The 19386-nt window shown below is 44.2% G+C and carries 8 protein-coding genes; 1 reads left to right on the forward strand and 7 read right to left on the reverse strand.

Annotated features, from left to right (window positions below):
• Window positions 1–114 precede the first annotated feature (114 nt).
• The 5 genes from GGD38_RS19895 to GGD38_RS19915 form a co-directional block, all read right to left on the reverse strand.
• Entirely contained in the window at window positions 115–2124 is a 2010-nt protein-coding gene (locus GGD38_RS19895; RefSeq protein ID WP_375302144.1) for a RagB/SusD family nutrient uptake outer membrane protein, read from the reverse strand.
• A 29-nt stretch (window positions 2125–2153) separates the two neighbouring features.
• Window positions 2154–5510, reverse strand: a complete 3357-nt coding sequence (locus GGD38_RS19900) for a SusC/RagA family TonB-linked outer membrane protein (RefSeq protein ID WP_375302145.1) — start codon at window positions 5508–5510, stop codon at window positions 2154–2156.
• A gap of 165 nt (window positions 5511–5675) precedes the next feature.
• Entirely contained in the window at window positions 5676–6374 is a 699-nt protein-coding gene (locus GGD38_RS19905) for a DUF3826 domain-containing protein (protein WP_375302146.1), read from the reverse strand.
• Between the two features lie 521 nt (window positions 6375–6895).
• A complete protein-coding gene (gene galB / locus GGD38_RS19910; RefSeq protein WP_375302147.1) occupies window positions 6896–9307 on the reverse strand; it encodes a beta-galactosidase GalB in 2412 nt (803 codons plus the stop codon).
• A 283-nt stretch (window positions 9308–9590) separates the two neighbouring features.
• On the reverse strand, window positions 9591–10694 hold the full coding sequence (locus tag GGD38_RS19915; RefSeq protein ID WP_375303867.1) for a glycosylase: 1104 nt from the start codon (window positions 10692–10694) through the stop codon (window positions 9591–9593).
• 368 nt (window positions 10695–11062) lie between these two features.
• Between GGD38_RS19915 and GGD38_RS19920 the strand changes: the two genes are divergently transcribed.
• Window positions 11063–12502: a polysaccharide lyase family 1 protein gene (locus tag GGD38_RS19920; RefSeq protein WP_375302150.1), complete on the forward strand. Its 1440-nt coding sequence runs from the start codon at window positions 11063–11065 to the stop codon at window positions 12500–12502.
• Between the two features lie 175 nt (window positions 12503–12677).
• Here the strand turns inward: GGD38_RS19920 and GGD38_RS19925 are convergent, their stop codons facing one another.
• A complete protein-coding gene (locus GGD38_RS19925) occupies window positions 12678–16214 on the reverse strand; it encodes a malectin domain-containing carbohydrate-binding protein (protein ID WP_375302151.1) in 3537 nt (1178 codons plus the stop codon).
• 5 nt (window positions 16215–16219) lie between these two features.
• Window positions 16220–19045: a glycoside hydrolase N-terminal domain-containing protein gene (locus tag GGD38_RS19930; protein ID WP_375302152.1), complete on the reverse strand. Its 2826-nt coding sequence runs from the start codon at window positions 19043–19045 to the stop codon at window positions 16220–16222.
• Between the last annotated feature and the right edge of the window lie 341 nt (window positions 19046–19386).

Consider the following 19386-nt stretch of genomic DNA (forward strand, 5'->3'; position numbering starts at 1 on the left):
CGTTTTACTAATTTCTAACATATCTATCATCTATCGTTTGAACTGCGATGTTAAAGAACTTATATTATTAAAAACCAAAGGGCATTTTGCAATGCCCTTTGATATTATTTTCTTTTACTGTTGATAGTCGAAAGTTCCCATTGCGCCATTGTAATCCTGCCAGCCTATGGTTTGCGTTAGCCATGTGTTGCTGGATAAAAGAGAAGAATGTAATCCGCCAATGTAATAGTTAGGCCTAAATAAAATATTCACAGCTGCGTTATTTTCTCTGTCCCAGGGAGCATCAAGTGCTGCATTTTTAAATTTGGCATTATATAGATCCCTTAGCTTTTTAAACTGCTCTTTCATTGTTTTCGAATCCGAATCAGGATCAATTGAGATTCCCGCTCTATCTGCTGCTGTTAACGGATCTGCACTGGCGCCGTTACCAAATGCTTGCGTCTCCCAGTAATATCCCTGACGGCTGGTGCCGTTGAGCTTAGCTATTCCCAGTTTGGAATTTGTATTGTCGGCTCCTTCGTCATCGTATAACATCCAGCGCTGAAGGTCCCAGAAGCGTTTTCCTTCATAGGCCAGTTCCACACGACGCTCGTACAGGCAGGCTTCCAAAGCGGCATACTTGTTTGCGAGTATTCCTATACCATAATTGTTGGCCTTAACAGAATCAGGAAATACACGTTTGCGTACTTTAACGAGGTAATCAGAACACTTACCGGTTTCGTTTTTAGCAGCATAACATTCGGCGATATTCAATAACAATTCACCATAGCGATAGTCTAAGATGTCGGTGCCAGAACTTGCAAAGGTTGTGCTGTCTGCAGCAGGATTAGACATCTTACGAACAACTGCCGGACTGCTTACCTGATTATTTCCGTAGAAAAAACCGCTTGTTGCATTTGCATCTTTTTTCCATCTATACAACCAAACAACTTTATTGGCATTACCTTTAAATGGCCATTTAGAACCCGAGAACGCAAACGTGCGATAAAAACGTGGGTCTCTGTTCTCAAAAAAATAAGTTTCGCTATAACCATTGGTTGCTGTAGGGCGGGTACCGTCGAACATGGGAAACAGATCGATCATACCTTTGGGTGCTGAGATACCACCGCCACCGTTCATATCTTTAACCCTTACTGCGCTTTCCCAGCCGTTGTTAAGAACGCCAGATGAGGCAACCGTACTGGAAAGAGGAATTACAAAAATACCTTCGCCCTGCATCGTAGAGGTTCCGGTTCCATTGTCAAATTTAAATGGAGCTTCGGCCCAGTCCTTTGCCGAAGTGACGGAAGTACCATAACCGGCAGCCGTTAGTGCAGCTTCAGCCGCAAGACCAGCATCAAGGGCTTTTTGCCATTTTGCATTTCCCGGATTGTCCCAGTCAGTATTAAACAGGGGACTGGCAGCGGTGAGAAGCGCCCGGCTTTTCATAGCCAGGGCCGCGCCAGAGGTAAATCTGCCATAATTAGTACCTGAATTCGCCCATACTGCAGGCAACAATGCTGCAGCAGAGTCGAAGTCCATTGCTATTTGATCAAAAACCTCTGAGGTTTTAGCGCGGGGCAGCTTAATGGTCTCATCATCGTTACTGGCATTTTGTACGGTCAATACCAATGGAACACCACCATATACACGAACAAGATCAAAGTACTGAAGCCCACGCAGGAAATACATTTGTCCTTTTGCTGTCTTTCTGAAATCTTCAGTAAGCGCCTGGGCAACACCGGCATTTACTTTTTCAATCAAAAAATTACAGAACCGTATGCGGGTGTAAGCTTTGTTATCAACACTACTCTTTGGCGCATCGCCGTAATAAGTATTAGCCTGTGAAGCCTGCAGCAATTGCTTATTTGGACTGGTCCAATCGGTTACCGTTCCACCAAGTTCGTCTGTAGCCTGTGACCTGGTAGCATCATACGCACCAACCAGCACAGACCTTGGATCCTTATAGCTTGCAAAATAAAAATTGTAAAGCCTGTCGATATACGCACCGGTCAACGCCTCACTGGTGAACATGCTTTCATCATATTTGTCATAGCTCTTCATGTCTTCAAGAAATTTTTTATTACAACCTGCCGCTGCCACAAAAACAACGAAGAACAAAAGATATGCTATTTTATTTTTCATAATAACAATATAATCAGTTATCAATTTTGTTAGAACCCTACATTTACGCCCAGTGCCCATGTACGCAGTGTTGGATAAGCTACGTTTGGTGCATCATACATATTGCGGTATTTGTAAGGATATGGATTATAGAAATCCCACAAATTGTTACCAGAAATGTATACTCTGGCGTTATAAAGCCTGGCTCTGCCCACTAAGCTTTTTGGCAATGTATAACCAATGGTAAGCGTACGCACATATGAACGGAAAGAAGATACTTTCCAGAAGTCGGCGTCAGAATTAGTTCCACCCCATTCGGCAGCGGCCATGTTAGGATATTTACCCAAAGGATTATCTACTGCATCGTACATATCTTTCAGGTAAATCGGCTGCGACCAAATGCTGGCAGTACTGCTGGTAGAGTTTCTTAACCAATCGATCTGGTTCATACCTCCCCATGAAGTAGCGATCTGCGCACTTAAGGTTATTCCTTTATAAGAAGCACTAAGGTTGGTATTGATACCATATGTTCTGTTATCTTTTTTCAGCTTAACCCAATCCTGCTGAGAGTCTTTATCAACAATCCCGTTTGGTCCGGCATAAGTACCATCAGCTGTGTTAAGAGCACCCCGCACATCTTCATAGGCAATCATACCTTTTTTCATGCCCGCCTTGGTTACGATATCGCCGTATTTAGGGGCAGCGGCGGGCACACCTGATTTGGCTGCATTATCAGTTAGGTATTGCCAGTAGTTATTGATATCATCGTCGGTACGTAAGATACCATCGCCGGTTGAAGTTTCCCTCCAGGTCTTTAGACCCCAAATACTTGTTACACTGGTATTGCCCACAGCTTTCCTTGTTTCCATAACACCGGGATATGCGAATGGCTGGTCGAAGTATTTTATCGTTCTGCTGTTGCCGGTACCAAAGTTCATGTTTATTGTGTAGTCAACTTTGTTGGCTATTTTATCTTTCCAGGTTACTGAAATTTCAGTACCCCACCATTTTACAGCAGAATAGTTTTGTTCAGCAAATCCGCCGCCCACTGAATAAGGTGTGCCGCTTGCATCACGCATATCAGTTAGCATGTCAGTAGATTTATTAAAATACTGATCAACATTTACAGACAGACGATTACGCAGTACGCTGAAATCAATACCGAAGTTACGTTGAGCGGTATTATCCCATTTAATATCTCTGTTAGGAGCTACTTCCGGTGTTATACCGGTTGTAAGCGTACCACCATTGCTTCCGAAACCGTTACCAGTACCAGGTAATATACTATAAGTCTGCATCCATTTCCAAGGCTTAACGTTATCGTTACCTGTTTTACCAACGGAAGCACGCAACTTCAGGAAGTTCACAAAGTTTACGTTCTCTTTAAAGAAGTTTTCGTCAGATATAACCCAACCTGCTGAAACAGTTGGGAAGAAACCCCAATAGTTTTCAGGAGCAAAACGTGAAGAAGCATCTGCACGGCCAACAACCTGTAAAAGGTATCTGTTCTTATAGGCATAGCTTAAACGGCCTAAATAAGAAAGGGTACCATTCTCAAACCTGGTGGTAATGGTGGTAGAGTTGTTTATTGTTCCGGCAGAAACAGAAGTACCATTGTAAAAACCAGGTATAGGCTGATCGTAAAGTTGTTGCCTGTCGTCATAGGTATTTTTTGCGCGCTCACCACCGAATACGGCGGCAATGTTATGATCGCCAAAGCTGCGGTCATAATTCACAAAAAAGTTTATTTGTTCTGTGGTACCGGTAGGGTTATTATATACAACACGCGACTGGCTTCTGTTTACAACAGGCGCATCCCATTTGGTAGTATCATCATATAAGTGATAACCTGCCTTATCTCCCGAGCCGTTACGTGACAAGGTAACAGCATTCATTACCTGCTCGTTTGTAGATGAGCTGGATTGTATTGCGTATGTTGCTTTTGCAGACAGGCCTTTGATCCAGGGCACTTCATATGACAATGAAAAATTAGCATTGTAGTTAAACCCTTTTTGCGTTGTTTTAGAACCATTGTTCAACAATGCAAAGAAGTTGGTACCCGAAATAACGGTATTACTATTTACGGCGCCTAATCTGTTAGGGCCCATGGAAGGAGAAACATACCTGTCGACCCCACCAATATTCCACATCCATGGTATGAACTTAGGCATATGGAGCAAATTGCTATAATCTGCCTGCTCACCGCCTGAATTTCCATAGGTATTATCGCTAATACCCATTTTTGTAAATGTTCTTGAAAGGTTTGAATTGGTTGCGGCAATGGTAGCAGAAAGCTTCAGGCCATTTGCCACGGTTACATCAGAACCGGCCCTGAACGTATATCTTTTAAAATCGTTCACACCCAAATTAGCCCCCTGAGTGTAATAAGACCCACCCATAAAATAGGTTGCTTTTTCAGATCCGCCACTAACAGTTAAAGCATGTTGCTGGGCAGTTGCCGGCTTCCATGCTTCCTTCAACCAGTCATAATTTATATCTTTCATTCGCTCCAGTTCTTCATCAGTAAAGAACTGGTTGACAGTCCAGTTACCAATACCGCGGCCGAAACGATTGGTGAAAATACCATAATCATAAGCATTCATCACCTTGCCATGGCTAACCGCATCGGTGAGCTCAAACTTACCAGAGTAGTTGATCTTTGGCGCGCCTGCTTTTCCTCTTTTTGTTTTCACCACAATGGCGCCCTGTGATGCACGCGAACCATAAATGGCAGCCGCAGCATCACGCAGTACGGTAATGCTTTCTACCTCGGAAGGATCAAGCTGATTAAAACGGTCCATCGAAGATAATCCAGATCCGGGGTCTACCTGTATCACATCATCTATCACAATCAGGGGATTGGTGTTACCACCATCTTTACCCCAGTTAAACTGCTGACGAATGTTTAAGCTTGCCATTACGCCGGGACGATTGGCACCGCCAGTTACAGCTAACCCAGGTACCTGGCCTCTCAGGGCTTCAGTAAGGGTAGGTACAGGCTGTTCGGTAAGTTTTGACATATTAACGTTAACCACGGACCCGGTAACATTTTTTTGTCTTTGTGTACCATAACCAATCACAATCACATCATCCAACTTATTATCAGCATTTGATAACGCTACATTAATAGAAGGATGCGCCGCTACTTTTACTTCCTTAATGGCGAATGAGATGTGTGTAAACACGATCGTTTGCTCGGGCGTAGCCATTAATTTGTAATTACCATTTGCATCGGTAACTACATTGGCAGCGGTTCCCTTAACCGATACGGTAACACCCGCTACTGGCTTACCTTCAGCGTCGGTAACCTGCCCCGTAACCTCTCTCACCTGGGCAAAGGAGCCCACTGTTATCAGCAACAGCAGGATAAATGAAAGGGAAAACTTTTTAGATAGTCGCAAATTCATACAGCATTAGTTTTTACGGACTGATAAAACTTTGTTTGCAATCTCATTCCTCATTAATGGTTTTAAGTCGTGAGAGTAAAACATACAATATTAAGTGTAAAGAGACCCAACAATATGTTAGCCAAACACTATGCATATTGTCTATTTAGAAATACTTATTGTTTACTACTTACTTTGCTTAGCCGCTGCCTTTCTTTCCTTGATGCGTTGCTGCCAGGCGGCCTCTTCTTTTTTCATGTCGACACCTGCGGCCGACAAATAGTTGTTGATGCGACCTTTATACTTTCCAAATACGCCATGTTTTTTATCAGATGACTCGGCATCCATAGCTTTTTCACGCGCTTCGGTTAACCAAATAACTATTTGCTTTTTTTGCTCTTCAGTTAAATTGGGAAGCATATCCTGGTAAGCTGTATATGTAACATTTAACACATTGAACGTCATCCCGTTTTTCACTTCTTCTATTTGGAGTGGGGTACAAAGGGCGGATAATTTTGTCAAATAGGCAGTGTGCAGTTTTGCCAGTTCCTGATCGGCATCTGCTTCCAGTTTTTGAATGGCTGCTTTATCGTCGGCAGTCAACTCAGCACCTTTCGATTTTATTTCTTTGATCTTTGCATTGCGTGCATCATGTATGTGGCCCAGTGACATATACTGGTCGGCTATTACAGCAGTCACCTTTTTAGTAAAGACAGTGTCACTACTGTGAAACGCTGCAACAATTTTAGCGGCGCGGTTAGTTATAACCTTTACATACTCTTCCTGCGATTGAGCAGTTTGCGCAAGCCCCGGAGTTACAGAAAATAACATCGTTACAATTGCAAGCCCTATAACCATTAGATATAAACTACCAGTACGTTTCATTTGGCAATATTGAGTTATGCTCCCGGCGTATATGCCCGAAGTCAAATTTGTTTTACGTTAGTTGTTACTTTTAGGTTAGCGTGTGTTCAACAGACTCTTTTGTGTAAAAGAGAATTTCCGTTTAACGGATTTGGTTTAAAAACGGTGTAATCAAAGTGCGGGGTACTTAGCCTGTCTTGTTGATTAGTGTAGATTGTGCAAGGAGTGCTTTGGAGTGTCCGGATAATACGCTGGTGATAACTTCAGCCGAAAAAGCAGGCGATATCATACATGGCGAATAAGGAAGACCGGGCAAGCAAAAGCGCTTCATATGCTCAATCGTTTAAAGTTCCTTCAGAATACAATGGACCATCAGGATCTCTTAACCAATATTTTCAAAAATCATTGTTATCTGTTTATTATTCATTTTACCGTAATAAAGGTACAGGTGACCCCAAGTGTAAACAATGTAAGGTTTCACTAAATTGATGGAATATTTTACTATTTTATGTTGGTCACCTATACCTGCTATTCTTGTAGTTTTAACGTGTTTGAATAACAACAGTTGCCGGGGGCAAACCTGGGGATGTTATATTAACCTTAATATTTCCGGCTTTGTTCTTCGATTGAATAATGGCAAGGCACAATCCGTTGTAAGCCTTGTGTGATAAAGCTTTGAACGATTCCATACTGGCCGGGTAGCCATTATCCATACCAGCCAAAACGCCCTCGCCCACCACTTCAACACTTATCTTGTTGTTGGCTTCGGGCACCAAATTGCCGTTTTTATCTAAAATTCGCACGGTGACAAAAGAGAGGTCTTTTCCGTCGGCATGGAGGATTCTTTTATCTGGCACTATTTCCAGACGGGCGGGTTCACCGGCCGTTTTTATCAGTTTTGTGAGCACTACTTTACCATCTTTCCGCGATACAGCTTTCAGGGTCCCAGGCTCATACTTTACCCGCCATTGCACATGAATATCAAGCGGTTGTTTTTTACGAACACCTAATGAACGGTCATTCAGGAACAACTCTACCTCATCGGCATTATTATAATAAGCCCATACATCTACTTCTTTACCAGCTGTCCAGTTCCAATGGGGAAATACATGTAACACTGTTTTATTGGTCCATTCGCTCTGGTACATATAATAAGCGTCCTTAGGGAAACCTGCCAAATCGATGATACCATAATAAGAACTGCGGGCCGGCCAGGGATATGGCACGGGCTCACCCAGAAAATCAAAGCCAGACCATACAAATAAACCACTCATAAACTCATGCTCCTTTATGATCTTCCAGGTTTGTTCGTGGGTTGAACCCCAATACGCGGCTACATGATCATAGGCAGAAACCGTATAATCGGGGTTGCCATTCTCTACAAATTTTTGTCCTTTTAATGGCCAGAACCGGATACTGTCTGAAGGCATATCGTAATGCCCGCGGCTGGCGAGGGCCGACATAGTTTCCGTTGCCAGGAATTTTTTACCGGGATAACGGGTTTGAAAATCGGCATATAATTGCTGATTGTAATTCATTCCCATCAGGTCCAATGCATTGGCCTGATATATAAAGTTCTTTGTAGTGTCAGTTTCGGTAAGCGCCGATGTTACGGGTCTTGTAGTGTCGAGCTGTTTTACAATGTTCACCAGTTCTTTTGTAATGGGTATACCGGTGCTATCGAACTGTTCGCGGATCTCGTTGCCTATACTCCAGATAATTACCGAGGGGTGATTGCGGTCTCTTTTTATCTGGTCTTCCAGGTCCTGCTTATGCCATTTATCCCAGTCGATATTATAATCAAATTTGTTCTTTTTCTTCTTCCACATATCGAAGGCTTCGTCCATTACAATAAAGCCCATTTTATCGCAGAGGTCGAGAAACTCCGGTGCCGGCGGGTTGTGCGAGGTACGAATGGCATTACAGCCCATATCTTTCAGGATCTGTAACTGCCGCTCCATGGCGCGAACGTTAACAGCTGCGCCCAATGCGCCCAGGTCGTGGTGCATACACACACCCAGTATCTTGGTGGGTTTTCCATTCAATGAAAAACCTTTCTGAACATCAAAATTGAAATACCTGATGCCGAATGGTGTTGCATATTCATCAACAATTTTTCCATTCACTACCACCCGGGTAACTGCCTTATATAAGTAGGGCGTTTCAACAGACCATAATTTCGGCAGGTTAATAGCAGCCGAACAGGTATAGGTTGATATTCCTACCGGTATAAGAGGATTACCATTCATTAACGCATTCCCCCTGCTTACCAGTTTGCCTGCCGCATCATATATATACGTATATACATTTCCCTTCCCTTCTTCTCCTGTGTTCTTTACTTGTGTTTTTATTTGCACCATGGCAATATTGGCGCTGACAATTGGAGTTGTTACAAATGTGCCCCATTGCTCAATGGCCACTTTATTGGTGAGCACCAGCCGTACATTGCGATAAATGCCCGAACCGGTATACCAGCGCGAGTTGGGTTGTAAAGAATTGTCAACCTTTACAGCCATTACCTGCTGAGCCGCATTGGTGTCGCAGTATTCCGTTACATCGTAGCCAAATGAAATGTACCCATTGGCGCGTTTGCCTACATAATGGCCATTTACCCATACTTCGCTGTTGCGATATATACCGTCAAACTCAATAGTTACTTTTTTATCTTTTGCATTGGCAGGCAGCGTAAATGTTTTACGGTACCAGCCGATACCTGTGGGCAGGGCTGCCTGGTTGGGCGTACCCGGGTGTTTATCGCTGAACTCGCCTTCTATACTCCAGTCGTGCGGCAGGCTGAGGGTGCGCCAGCTATTATCGTTATAACTTACTTCTTTGGCAATAGCGGTATCGCCTAACCAAAATTTCCAGTCGTTGTTGAAATCGATGATCGTTCGTTGGGCGGATGCGCTTTGATTCAATAACACCAATAACAGTATATATAGACACTTCTTCATTCTTAATTTTTTTGTCGGCAATCGGCAATCGTGAATCGGCAATGATGCCCGAAACTTAAGGCCTCGCTGTCGTGAAACGGAAAATACAGCTGCAAGCGGTAAGCTGTAAGCTATAAGCAAATACAAAGGCCGAAAATACAGCTGAAAGCCGAAAGCAAATACAAAAGTTGCAATCCGGAACTGTATTTACTTTTTCATTTTTCATTTAACATTTTTCATTCTTCATTTCTTCACTTCAACATTCGATATTGAACATTCGATATTCGGCATTCAACATTCAAACCTACTTCACAAATTCTACTTCGCCAGAACCAAGGTCCTTTGAAGTAGCCACAGCTATCCCCCTTTGATCCTTATTATTCACCCCGCAGTAAAAATGATATACAACACCGTTATGTTTTACTACAAACGATTTATGGGCCCATTTTTCATCAAATGGTTTTGAGGGCTCAATAAGGTTAGCGCCCTGCCAGTCGGTCCAGTTTACAAGGTCGTATGAACAGGCAAAGCGGTTGAATGCAGCTTTACGATCCTGCCAAAAAGCTCCAAAATAAAACATCACATACAGGTCGCCCATTTGTTGAATAACTGCATCGCCGGTAATACCTACGGGGTGATGCATTACCGGTTCAGTTTGGTAACGTTTCCAATGCACCATGTCGTTTGATACGGCCATGCCAATACGCTCGAACCAACGCGTTTTTTTATTATCGATAGCGGTATCGCCATTGGCATTGTAATACATTACAAAAGGATAACCGGTGAGTTTCTTTTTATCCCAGATAACGGAACTTTTGAATTGCTTTTTATTTTCCCACCACCGTACATCAGCATCTTTTGAGGTAAGAACCGGTTGTGCCACCCGTTGAAATTCGGGTTGTTTTATCGGGTCCTTTGTACTATACGCCATACCGATGGATAACAAACCGGCTTCATAACCGCGTGCATTGCCACCGAAATACGACATCCAGTATTTTTTATTGTACGGCTGCCATTGATAACTGCCACCCCATTGCATATCCTGCAAAGCGGGGTACCCCGCACGTTGGTGCGCATCCCAAACAGTGGTATCCTGCGATAAAGACATCAATCGTCCCTTTGTGGTCCAATGCAGCAGGTCTTTACTTTCCGACAACCAGGTTTCATAACCACGGCCATCAAAGATCACATAGGTCATATACCAGGTACTGCCTTTGCGGAACACCGTGGGACAGTCGAGTTTTTTATCGTTATCAGCCGGTACTACCACCAGGCCGTACTTATAAGGAGTTTTTACCTGTTCGTAAACACGTTGCATTACTGAATCGGAAACCGCTTTTGGCGTTGTTTGCGCCCAGGCTGTCATTATACCTGCCTGAAGAAGAAGAATTGCCGTAATCTTTTTCAAAATCATTGTTTTAGTCGGTAAACCAATTGGCAAATCAATATGCAATTGGCAATGTGCAATTGGCAATGTGCAATTGGCAATTAATTCGCAGCTATAGCCTGCCTTTAATCGGGCACTCCGCAATGCGCGAACCCTTGCTTATCGCCTATTTCTATTGCCTATTGGCAATTGAAGATGTGGCGGGGGCTCAAAAAGTGGCATCGCCCGTCAATTTTTGCAAAGATATAAGCGTAAATAATACATTTTATACAACCAGTCAGGTTTTGTACAACCATTACCGTTCAGAAAACGTCTAATAATAATCTAATCTTAAATCTGTCCTGTTTTATTACTTTTATCGTTCTAAACCCGCTTAAATATAAGCTGTCATGAAAAATTGCTTTCCCAACCCTACAATTAAGTTAATATTTCTTGCACTTTCAATAATATCCTTTTCTAAAAATACAAAAGCCCAGCAAATTGCCTTTCCCCGGGAAAGACAAGTTGCCTTTCCCGGGGCCGAAGGTTATGGTAAATACGCCACTGGCGGCCGGGGTGGAAAGGTTGCCATTGTAACCAATTTACAAGATGACGGAGCAGGCAGTTTTCGCCAGGCGCTGGCCGCCTACCCCAACGAACCGCTTACCGTTGTTTTTCAGGTATCGGGCATTATTGACCTTGTTACCCCGTTGGTTTTAAAAAGATCGAACGTAACCGTTGCCGGACAAACTGCGCCCGGTGATGGCATTTGCCTGAAAGGCAATTCCTTTATCATCAATGGCGCCAATAAAGGTGGCAACCATGGAAATATCATTATCCGGTATATTCGTTCAAGACCCGGCAGCAATTACTCAAAAGGCGTTTATGGATTGGATATAGAGAATGCTCATGATGTTATTATAGACCACTGCTCTTTTAGCTGGGCCAATGAAGAGTGCGTGGCTGCATATGACGTTAAAAACATTACCATTCAATGGTGCATTATAAGTGAAGGTTTGTACGAGGCGGGCCATCACAAAGGCCATCGTTCATATGGCGGCGTTTGGGGTGGACAATACGCATCGTTTCACCACAACCTGTTTGCCCATTTAAATAACCGCACTGTACGTTTCAATGGCGCCCGGGCCCACGATACCATGGCCATTGTTGATTACCGCTGCAACGTTAATTACAACTGGGGCAGTTCCAATGCCTGTTATGGCGGTGATATAAAGATCCCTGGTGGCACATCCCACGTAAACATCGTAAACAACTATTATCAACCTGGCCCGGCTACAGCCGATACGTTGAAATTCGTTCATGCATTATATGCAAAGAACCCCAATAACTCGGTTGGACAATGGTTTGTTGCGGGCAATTATATGGCCGGTAATAAAGAGCTCACAAAAGACAACTGGCTGGGTGTTGATCTTAGCGAACTGCCTGAAGAAAGCCGTAGCCAGGCAAAATCAGATACGGTATTTGCCGTAATGAGAATATCGAACAACGAGATCGCCAAGGAAGCTTATAAAACCGTACTGGCCGGCGCCGGCGCAACCCTGCCTAAAAGAGATGCCACCGATGCGCGTGTTGTGTACGAAGTGCAGCATAAAATAGCATCTGGTAAAGGTGTGTTTGGCAAGGCGGGGATTATTGACAGTCCGGCCGCTGTTGAAGGCTGGGCTGTTTACAACCAGGGTACGGTGTTAGCCGATACCGATGAAGATGGCATGCCTGATGCTTATGAGAAGCTGAATAAGTTACGTGCAACTATGTCTGCAGATGGTAATGCGGTTACATCAAGCGGATATACTAACCTGGAAGTTTATCTTAATAGTTTGGTGAAGTAGTTCTTAGTTTTTAGTTCTTAGTTTTTAGTTCTTAGTTCACAGGCTTTTATTCGAGACCACTAACAGACTTCTGGCATTCCTAATTTCAACTATAAAAAATGCTCAACGCAAATTATTTTTCGCGTTGAGCATTTTTAATTATCACATTATCGAATTATCTCATTATCACATTAACCTACTGCACATCCAATCCACCAACCGCTACTCCCTCTGCATCCGTAGCAGTAATTCTTATAATATACTTACCAGCGTTAATCATGGAGCCGGTAGTGGTGGTGACGTAATTCCATTTTCCGTCGCGTGTATTGGTAAATTCTATGGCTTCGGCTTTCATTACCGTACCATCGGCCTGTATCAATTGCCATTGCCCTTTACGTGTTTCCGTACCTGTATTTGAATAACGGAATGTAATTGAATAAACATCGGCCACACCGGGTGTAATGGTAAAATCAATTTGGCCACCTGTTGGCTTGGTGAACACTACCGATTCGCGATTGTTTACCAATCGGCGTTCATTGCCTTTGCTATTGATTGTTGCCTGCGGCATTTTTATAGAGGTGGTTGGCTTTTGATCGAACGGGGGTTGTAAGGTTGTTACGGGGGTAACGATCACAGTACTCACTCCTTCGCCCAGGTTAATTTTAGTATTTGCAGTAACCCTTTTGCGATATAACCTAAGGGTTTGCCGAATGTTCTGCATCACCATTTTGGTATCCTCATAATCGTTTAACCACTCAGGCTTTTGCAAAACGCTATCGACTGCAATAAACACGTCTGCATCGTTAGCAACAACAAAAGACGGCACACCGGTCAATTTCCTGCCAGCTGGTATCTTAAACCATTCTGCTCCGTATAAAGTAGGCGGCAAAACAGTAATAGCACAATTGCTATCGCTTATATACTGTTGGTCGCCTGTATTTAACCAGCTCCTTGCTTCTGTTGGCCTTGCATCTAAAGACAACAGGTTACTTATCAAAGTAGGCGATGGTGCAGCAGGCGTCACTTTCACATCTTTCGTTGCAATGGCAATGGCCGCAATAACCGCCTGCCCCACTTTTGTATTTGGGAAAGAAATGGTTAATTGGCCGCCGGTAACATGTACATCAACTACTTTCTTCAATGCACGGTTACCAACTTCAGACCAGATATCGAGGTCCCTGATCACCGTTTTATTATTGATGGCTACATCAAACACCCGCCAGCCTTTGGCATTCAAACCACCAATGCCCCACCAGGGTTCTTTGAAAAATAACTCCACCCGGTAATCGCCATCGGGCACAGGAAATTCATATTTCAATTGCTGCAGGCCATAACGAAAATCCTGGAACAAAGGCCAGTCACTGGTTCCAACGATATTCATATTGCGCTGGCGCTGGCTGGCAAAAAATGCCGGCATGCCGGGGAATTGTTTCGTCCAGCTAACAGAGCCCCAGGTATCTTGTGATCTTTTCTCCCGATCGGCCAACCAGGTATTACCATTACTATCTTTATAATCGGCACCACCGCAATTCACTCTATATAAATAATTGAATCCTTTCGCTGGCGCCGTCATTAACGGCAACATACCCTCAGTAGATGGCAGCGATTTGTACAGCGCAGAAATACCCGGCGCCTGTGGTAAATGGTTTAAGACAATAACATCTGTGGTTACCTTTTTACCTTTTACATAACCTATTGCATATAAAACGTTGTATTTAATATCAACACCATCCCATTGAAAATGGGTGCCAATGCCGTTGCGTTTGCGTTTACCCAGCGAAGCGTTATTTACATCATTTAACAATTCCACTTCATCGCAATTGCTATAAACGACAATACCGTCTTTTTTACCGGGTGCCGTCCACCGGTTGGGCCAGGTGTGCGATACAATGTACACCATGGGTGAGGTTTCCTTTGGCGCATAGTTGGCGCGGAACATATAAAATACATCCAGCGGTTCTTCCCAGGGCGTTAACAGGCCTTTATAATTAACAGGGCCAATGCGATCGAGCTCGCGATACCCTTCCCCACTCTGCACACGGCCGGGATTGTCGTGCGAAGTATAGAGCCAGAAGAAATGTCCACAGGTGCTATCTTTCACTGATTCGGCCAAACGCACTTTCATTTCCATGAGTTGCGTCATGCGGTCTTCACTCACTATTCCGTTCTGTACAAAACCGCCTTTGGTATGCAGATCGAGCGTACGCCAGGCGCCGTACTCACCTATCAGTTGCTGACGAATAACATCACTGGCATACAAGGCGGGATTGCCGCCATAGGTGCCCGTCCAGTTTTGCGGAACGTCCCAATCGGTACCTTCACCGCCATTACAGGTGGTTACTTTTCGCTGAGTGGAAGTAGTTGGGTCAAGCTCACGGATGAGCTCAGTACATTCGCGGGCAAAATCCTCAGGGATCTTGCTTTCGTTTTGCAAACCCCATAATACCAGGCTCGGACTATTCCGCCGTTCTATAACCCATTCTTTTAATAAGGTTTTAAAATTGCTTTTAAACTCAGGTGTATTGTACCATACGTGGGCGCTGAGTTGCGTCCACCAAAGCAGGCCCAGGCTATCGAGCAGGTATTGATAACGCAGGTTATGCGGCTGGTGTGCATCGCGAAACGCATTAAAGCCAACCGCTTTTATTTGTTGTACACGGGCGCGAACGGCCTCGTCGCTAAAGGCATGACTGGCGCCCATTAAATGTTCATACTCTGCAATACCATTGATGAAAACCGGTTTACCATTCAGGTAGAAACGACCGCCTACCTTACCAACCGGCCAGCTGATCCACCGAATGCCGTAAGGCGTTTCGGTAACATCTATTACCTTACCATTTTGTACTACTTCTGTTACCAGCGTATAACAATACGGATCGGTTAACGACCATAAATGCGGGGTATTTATTTGCGGCAGCTGCTGTTTTGTTTCTGCAACCTGGCCTGGTTGTAAGGTATTATTGGTAATCGTTTTTACCACCAATTGACGCGCCTTGTTCAACAGGCGTTGCGAAATGGCAATGGTAACGGGTCTATCGCCATAGTTCTTTACTGTTGTTGCCAGGTGTAATAGTGCCGACTTTGCCGATACGGCCGTATCGTTCCAGATGTGCACGCCAAACGGTTCTACCCGAACTGCATTGGTTGTTATTAAATGTACCGGGCGAAAAATACCCATGGGTTGCGAACCTTCGCTAAAGCCCCGTTCATCGGAACAACCGCCACATACCCAGGGCAGGGTTTGAATATTGGCCGGATGATCGGCACGCACCGCCAACAGATTTGGTTTATTACCATCAACTATTAAGTCGGTAACATCTATAGTAAAGGTTGTTCTGCCACCGGCATGCGCACCTGCTTTTTTACCATTTACCCAAACCGTGGCAAATGAGCCTACCCCTTCGAACCAAAGAAAATAACGTTTGCCTTGTTCCTTACGGGCAACTGTAAATGTTTTCCGGTACCAGGCATAGCCATGGCGATTGCCATGATGCAGGCGGCGATAGCCTTCATATGCATCCCAGTTGTGGGGCACGTTTACCGGCTGCCAGGCGGCGGTATTGTAAGATGGTTCTTCGAACCCATCATAGGCGTGTTGATTGGTATCGTTGGCGATGGAAAGCCAGGAGCTATTGAGAGAAACATCAACGCGACCCGACGTTTGTGCCGCGGCACTATCAAAACACAAAACTGAACTAACAACAGCAATATTTTTTATTATAGATCTCATCATTATGATCACAATTTCTTTAAGCTACCATTGAATGAATAGCTGCCATTTTTCTTTGTTACAAACGTAATTACGTTTGTTCCGTATTTGAGGTTACAGGGCTTGCCCGACTTTGAAACTACTTTAACAGTATTTAATTTACCCTGCTGCCATTTTAGATCGAGTACAAAACCACCGCGTGCGCAAATACCTCTTACTTCGCCATCGGGTAATTCAGCAGGTAAAGCGGGCAACAATTCAATAACACCGGTATGGCTTTGCACCAGCCATTCGGCTATACCCGAAGCACCGCCGAAATTACCATCGATCTGGAATGGCGGATGTGCATCGAACAAATTATTATAAACACCACCGCGCTCAACACCACGCTCATCGATGGCCGGTGTGAACAGGTTCTTTATCATCAGTAATGAATGATCGCCGTCTTTAAAACGGGCCCATACATTCACTTTCCAGGCAAGGCTCCAACCGGTACCACCATCACCACGATAGATCAACGACTGACGGGCGGCTTTCATCATGGCAGAATCCTTCCAGGTAATATCGGTACCGGGAAATACACCATACAAATGAGAAATGTGGCGGTGCTGGTCCCTTGGTTCATCTACGTCTTCCATCCACTCCTGTAACTGGTTGTGTTTACCTATTTTATTGGGCGCTATTTGCGGAATCAGCGTTTTTAGTTTTTGCATAAAGGCCGCATCCTTTTTCAATACAGCGGCTGCAGCAATGGTATTTTTGAAAAGGTCGCGAATGATCTGGTGGTCCATAGTGGGACCAGCCACTAACCCGCCATGTTCGGGCGAGTTGGAGGGCGTACTAATGCGATAACCTGTTTTAGGATCTTTTACCAGGAACTTTTCAAAAAACTGCGCTGCGGCCAGCATGTTAGGATATTGCTGTCGCAGAAAAGCCGTGTCTTGCGTAAACAGGTAATGTTCCCATATGTGCAAGCACAACCATGCGCCGCCGGTAACCCATATGCCATGATTACTTGCATTGATGGGTGCCGTGCCACGCCACAGATCGGTATTATGATGCAATACCCAGCCAGGTGCGCCATAATGTTTTTGTGCGGTTTGTTTACCGGCCTCGGCCAGTTCATTTATCATTTGAAACAATGGCTGCGTACAGGAAGAAAGGTTCAACACTTCGGCAGGCCAGTAATTCATTTGCAGATTGATATTGGTGGTATACTTACTGCCCCATGGCGGTGTTAACAGATCGTTCCAAATACCCTGCAGGTTAGCAGGTTGCCCACCGGGACGAGAAGAAGAGAGGAGCAGGTAGCGGCTGTACATTACAAACAAGGAGATCAACGAAGGATCGTCTTGCATATTGAACTTACGAATACGCTCATCGGTTGGTAATGTGGCGTTTTTGCCGGCGGGGATATTAAAACCAAACGTATTATAAAACCGGCTGTAATCTTTTACGTGTGCCGCTTTCACTGTATTAAAGGAAACTCCTTTCACTCTATTCAGCGAAGTTTTACACAATGCCAGTGGATCACCCGATACATCTTTAAAACTTTTGAAACTGGATGCAGCAACAAAAACAAAACTTGCAGCCGTGGCCTTTTGCAATTCAATTGCGGTATCACTTACCATTAGCTCACCATCCGTTGCCATTACATAAAGAAACCCCACACCTTTTAACACGCCATTGCTCACCTGCAAAGAAATTGAAAGCGTTCTGCCGTCAATTTTCTTTACAACATATTTCTTATGAGGAGAATTTAAAACGACCTGTAATGACAATGCGCCCACTTTTCCCGACGTAAAATGCGCTACCAAACACTGACTGGGAGCATTTATAAAATACTCACGGTTATAATTAACTCCATTTGCAGTATATGAAACTTTTGCAATGGCACTATCGAGATCCAATGACCGCTGATAATTGGTAACATCAGCGCCATGATTGAAACGAAAATACAGATCACCAAAAGGCAGATAGTCGGCCTCGTAACGCGGCATCGCCGGTGGGTTATCGTTCTGAATATTATACTTCCAGGGATTGGCAAGAGCTACCGTATCGGCATCGCCGCCTTCAGGATAAACACACAGTGTTCTACCTGTTTTCACGCCAATAAAACCACCTTTATCAAAAAAGTTGATCACCTGCACCGCCACTGTATTCTTTCCTTCTTTTAATAACGAGGCAGGAATGGTATATTTCCTTTTTTTACTGATGCCTTCATCGTTACCAACGGGTTTACCATTTACATAAGTAAAATCCATATCCCTGATCCTACCCAGATCGAGCACCAGGTTCTTACCCAGCCATTTTGCAGGCACATTAAATGAAGTACGGAACCACAATGCACCATCGAGACCCATAAGCCCCGTGCGCTCCCACCCTTCGAGTATAGGCAGCTGCATGGTGGCCCAATTGTTATCATTGAAATCCGCTGCAGCAGGCGCTTCGTTTGTTCTTACCGATTTAAACCAGTTGTCTTTTTGAATATTGTAAGAACTATCTTCAGGATCTTTCAATCCCATAAAATATTTCTCGCCCATTTCTTCGGCCTCCTTTTGTTTACCCTCATTCAGCAGCTGACGAATAGGCTGCAGGTATTGCACGGCGCCGGCACGGGCATATTCTCTTGGGCGGCCGCTCCACAAGGTGGCCTCATTCAACTGTAAATGCTCCTCCTGTACCCCACCAAAAACCATGGCGCCAAGGCGGCCATTACCCAGGGGTAAGGCATCCGTCCAGGCGGCTGCGGGTTGTTTATACCACAATGTATTGGGATTTTGCGCGTTGAGCCGGGAAAAAGGGCCTATGGCCGTCAGTAAAAGAGAGTAACGAAGCAATGTTTTCAGGTGCATACTTACTTGATATTGGGTAATTAGACGGAAATGGGATCGTATGGGTTGGCAATTTAAGTTGAAAAGTTGACAGGTTAACAAGTTGACAAGGGTTTGTTAGCAAACCTGGTGAAAATGGGCGACTGAATTGGAAAATGTCAGATAGACGTTTACTATGTTATTAAAGATGAGGCAGGGGTAACTCACTATGCCGTATTTGGTTTTAATATGCGATATCAGTAACCAACTATAGGGCGCCGGTAACTTAATATGCCGCATTTTGACCTAACTATGGTCTACCGGTAGTTTACAATGCGTCATTCATAGCAAATTATCAGTTATCGATAATTAATTATGCCGTA

Origin of the sequence: Niastella sp. OAS944, assembly GCA_024809215.1 — a bacterium.
Taxonomy (GTDB): domain Bacteria; phylum Bacteroidota; class Bacteroidia; order Chitinophagales; family Chitinophagaceae; genus Niastella.

Coding starts and splice junctions, on each gene's coding strand:
- GGD38_RS19895 (WP_375302144.1), bottom strand. CDS start 2,124: ATGAAAAATAAAATAGCATATCTTTTGTTCTTCGTTGTTTTTGTGGCA.
- GGD38_RS19900 (WP_375302145.1), bottom strand. CDS start 5,510: ATGAATTTGCGACTATCTAAAAAGTTTTCCCTTTCATTTATCCTGCTG.
- GGD38_RS19905 (WP_375302146.1), bottom strand. CDS start 6,374: ATGAAACGTACTGGTAGTTTATATCTAATGGTTATAGGGCTTGCAATT.
- galB (WP_375302147.1), bottom strand. CDS start 9,307: ATGAAGAAGTGTCTATATATACTGTTATTGGTGTTATTGAATCAAAGC.
- GGD38_RS19920 (WP_375302150.1), top strand. CDS start 11,063: ATGAAAAATTGCTTTCCCAACCCTACAATTAAGTTAATATTTCTTGCA.
- GGD38_RS19925 (WP_375302151.1), bottom strand. CDS start 16,214: ATGATGAGATCTATAATAAAAAATATTGCTGTTGTTAGTTCAGTTTTG.
- GGD38_RS19930 (WP_375302152.1), bottom strand. CDS start 19,045: ATGCACCTGAAAACATTGCTTCGTTACTCTCTTTTACTGACGGCCATA.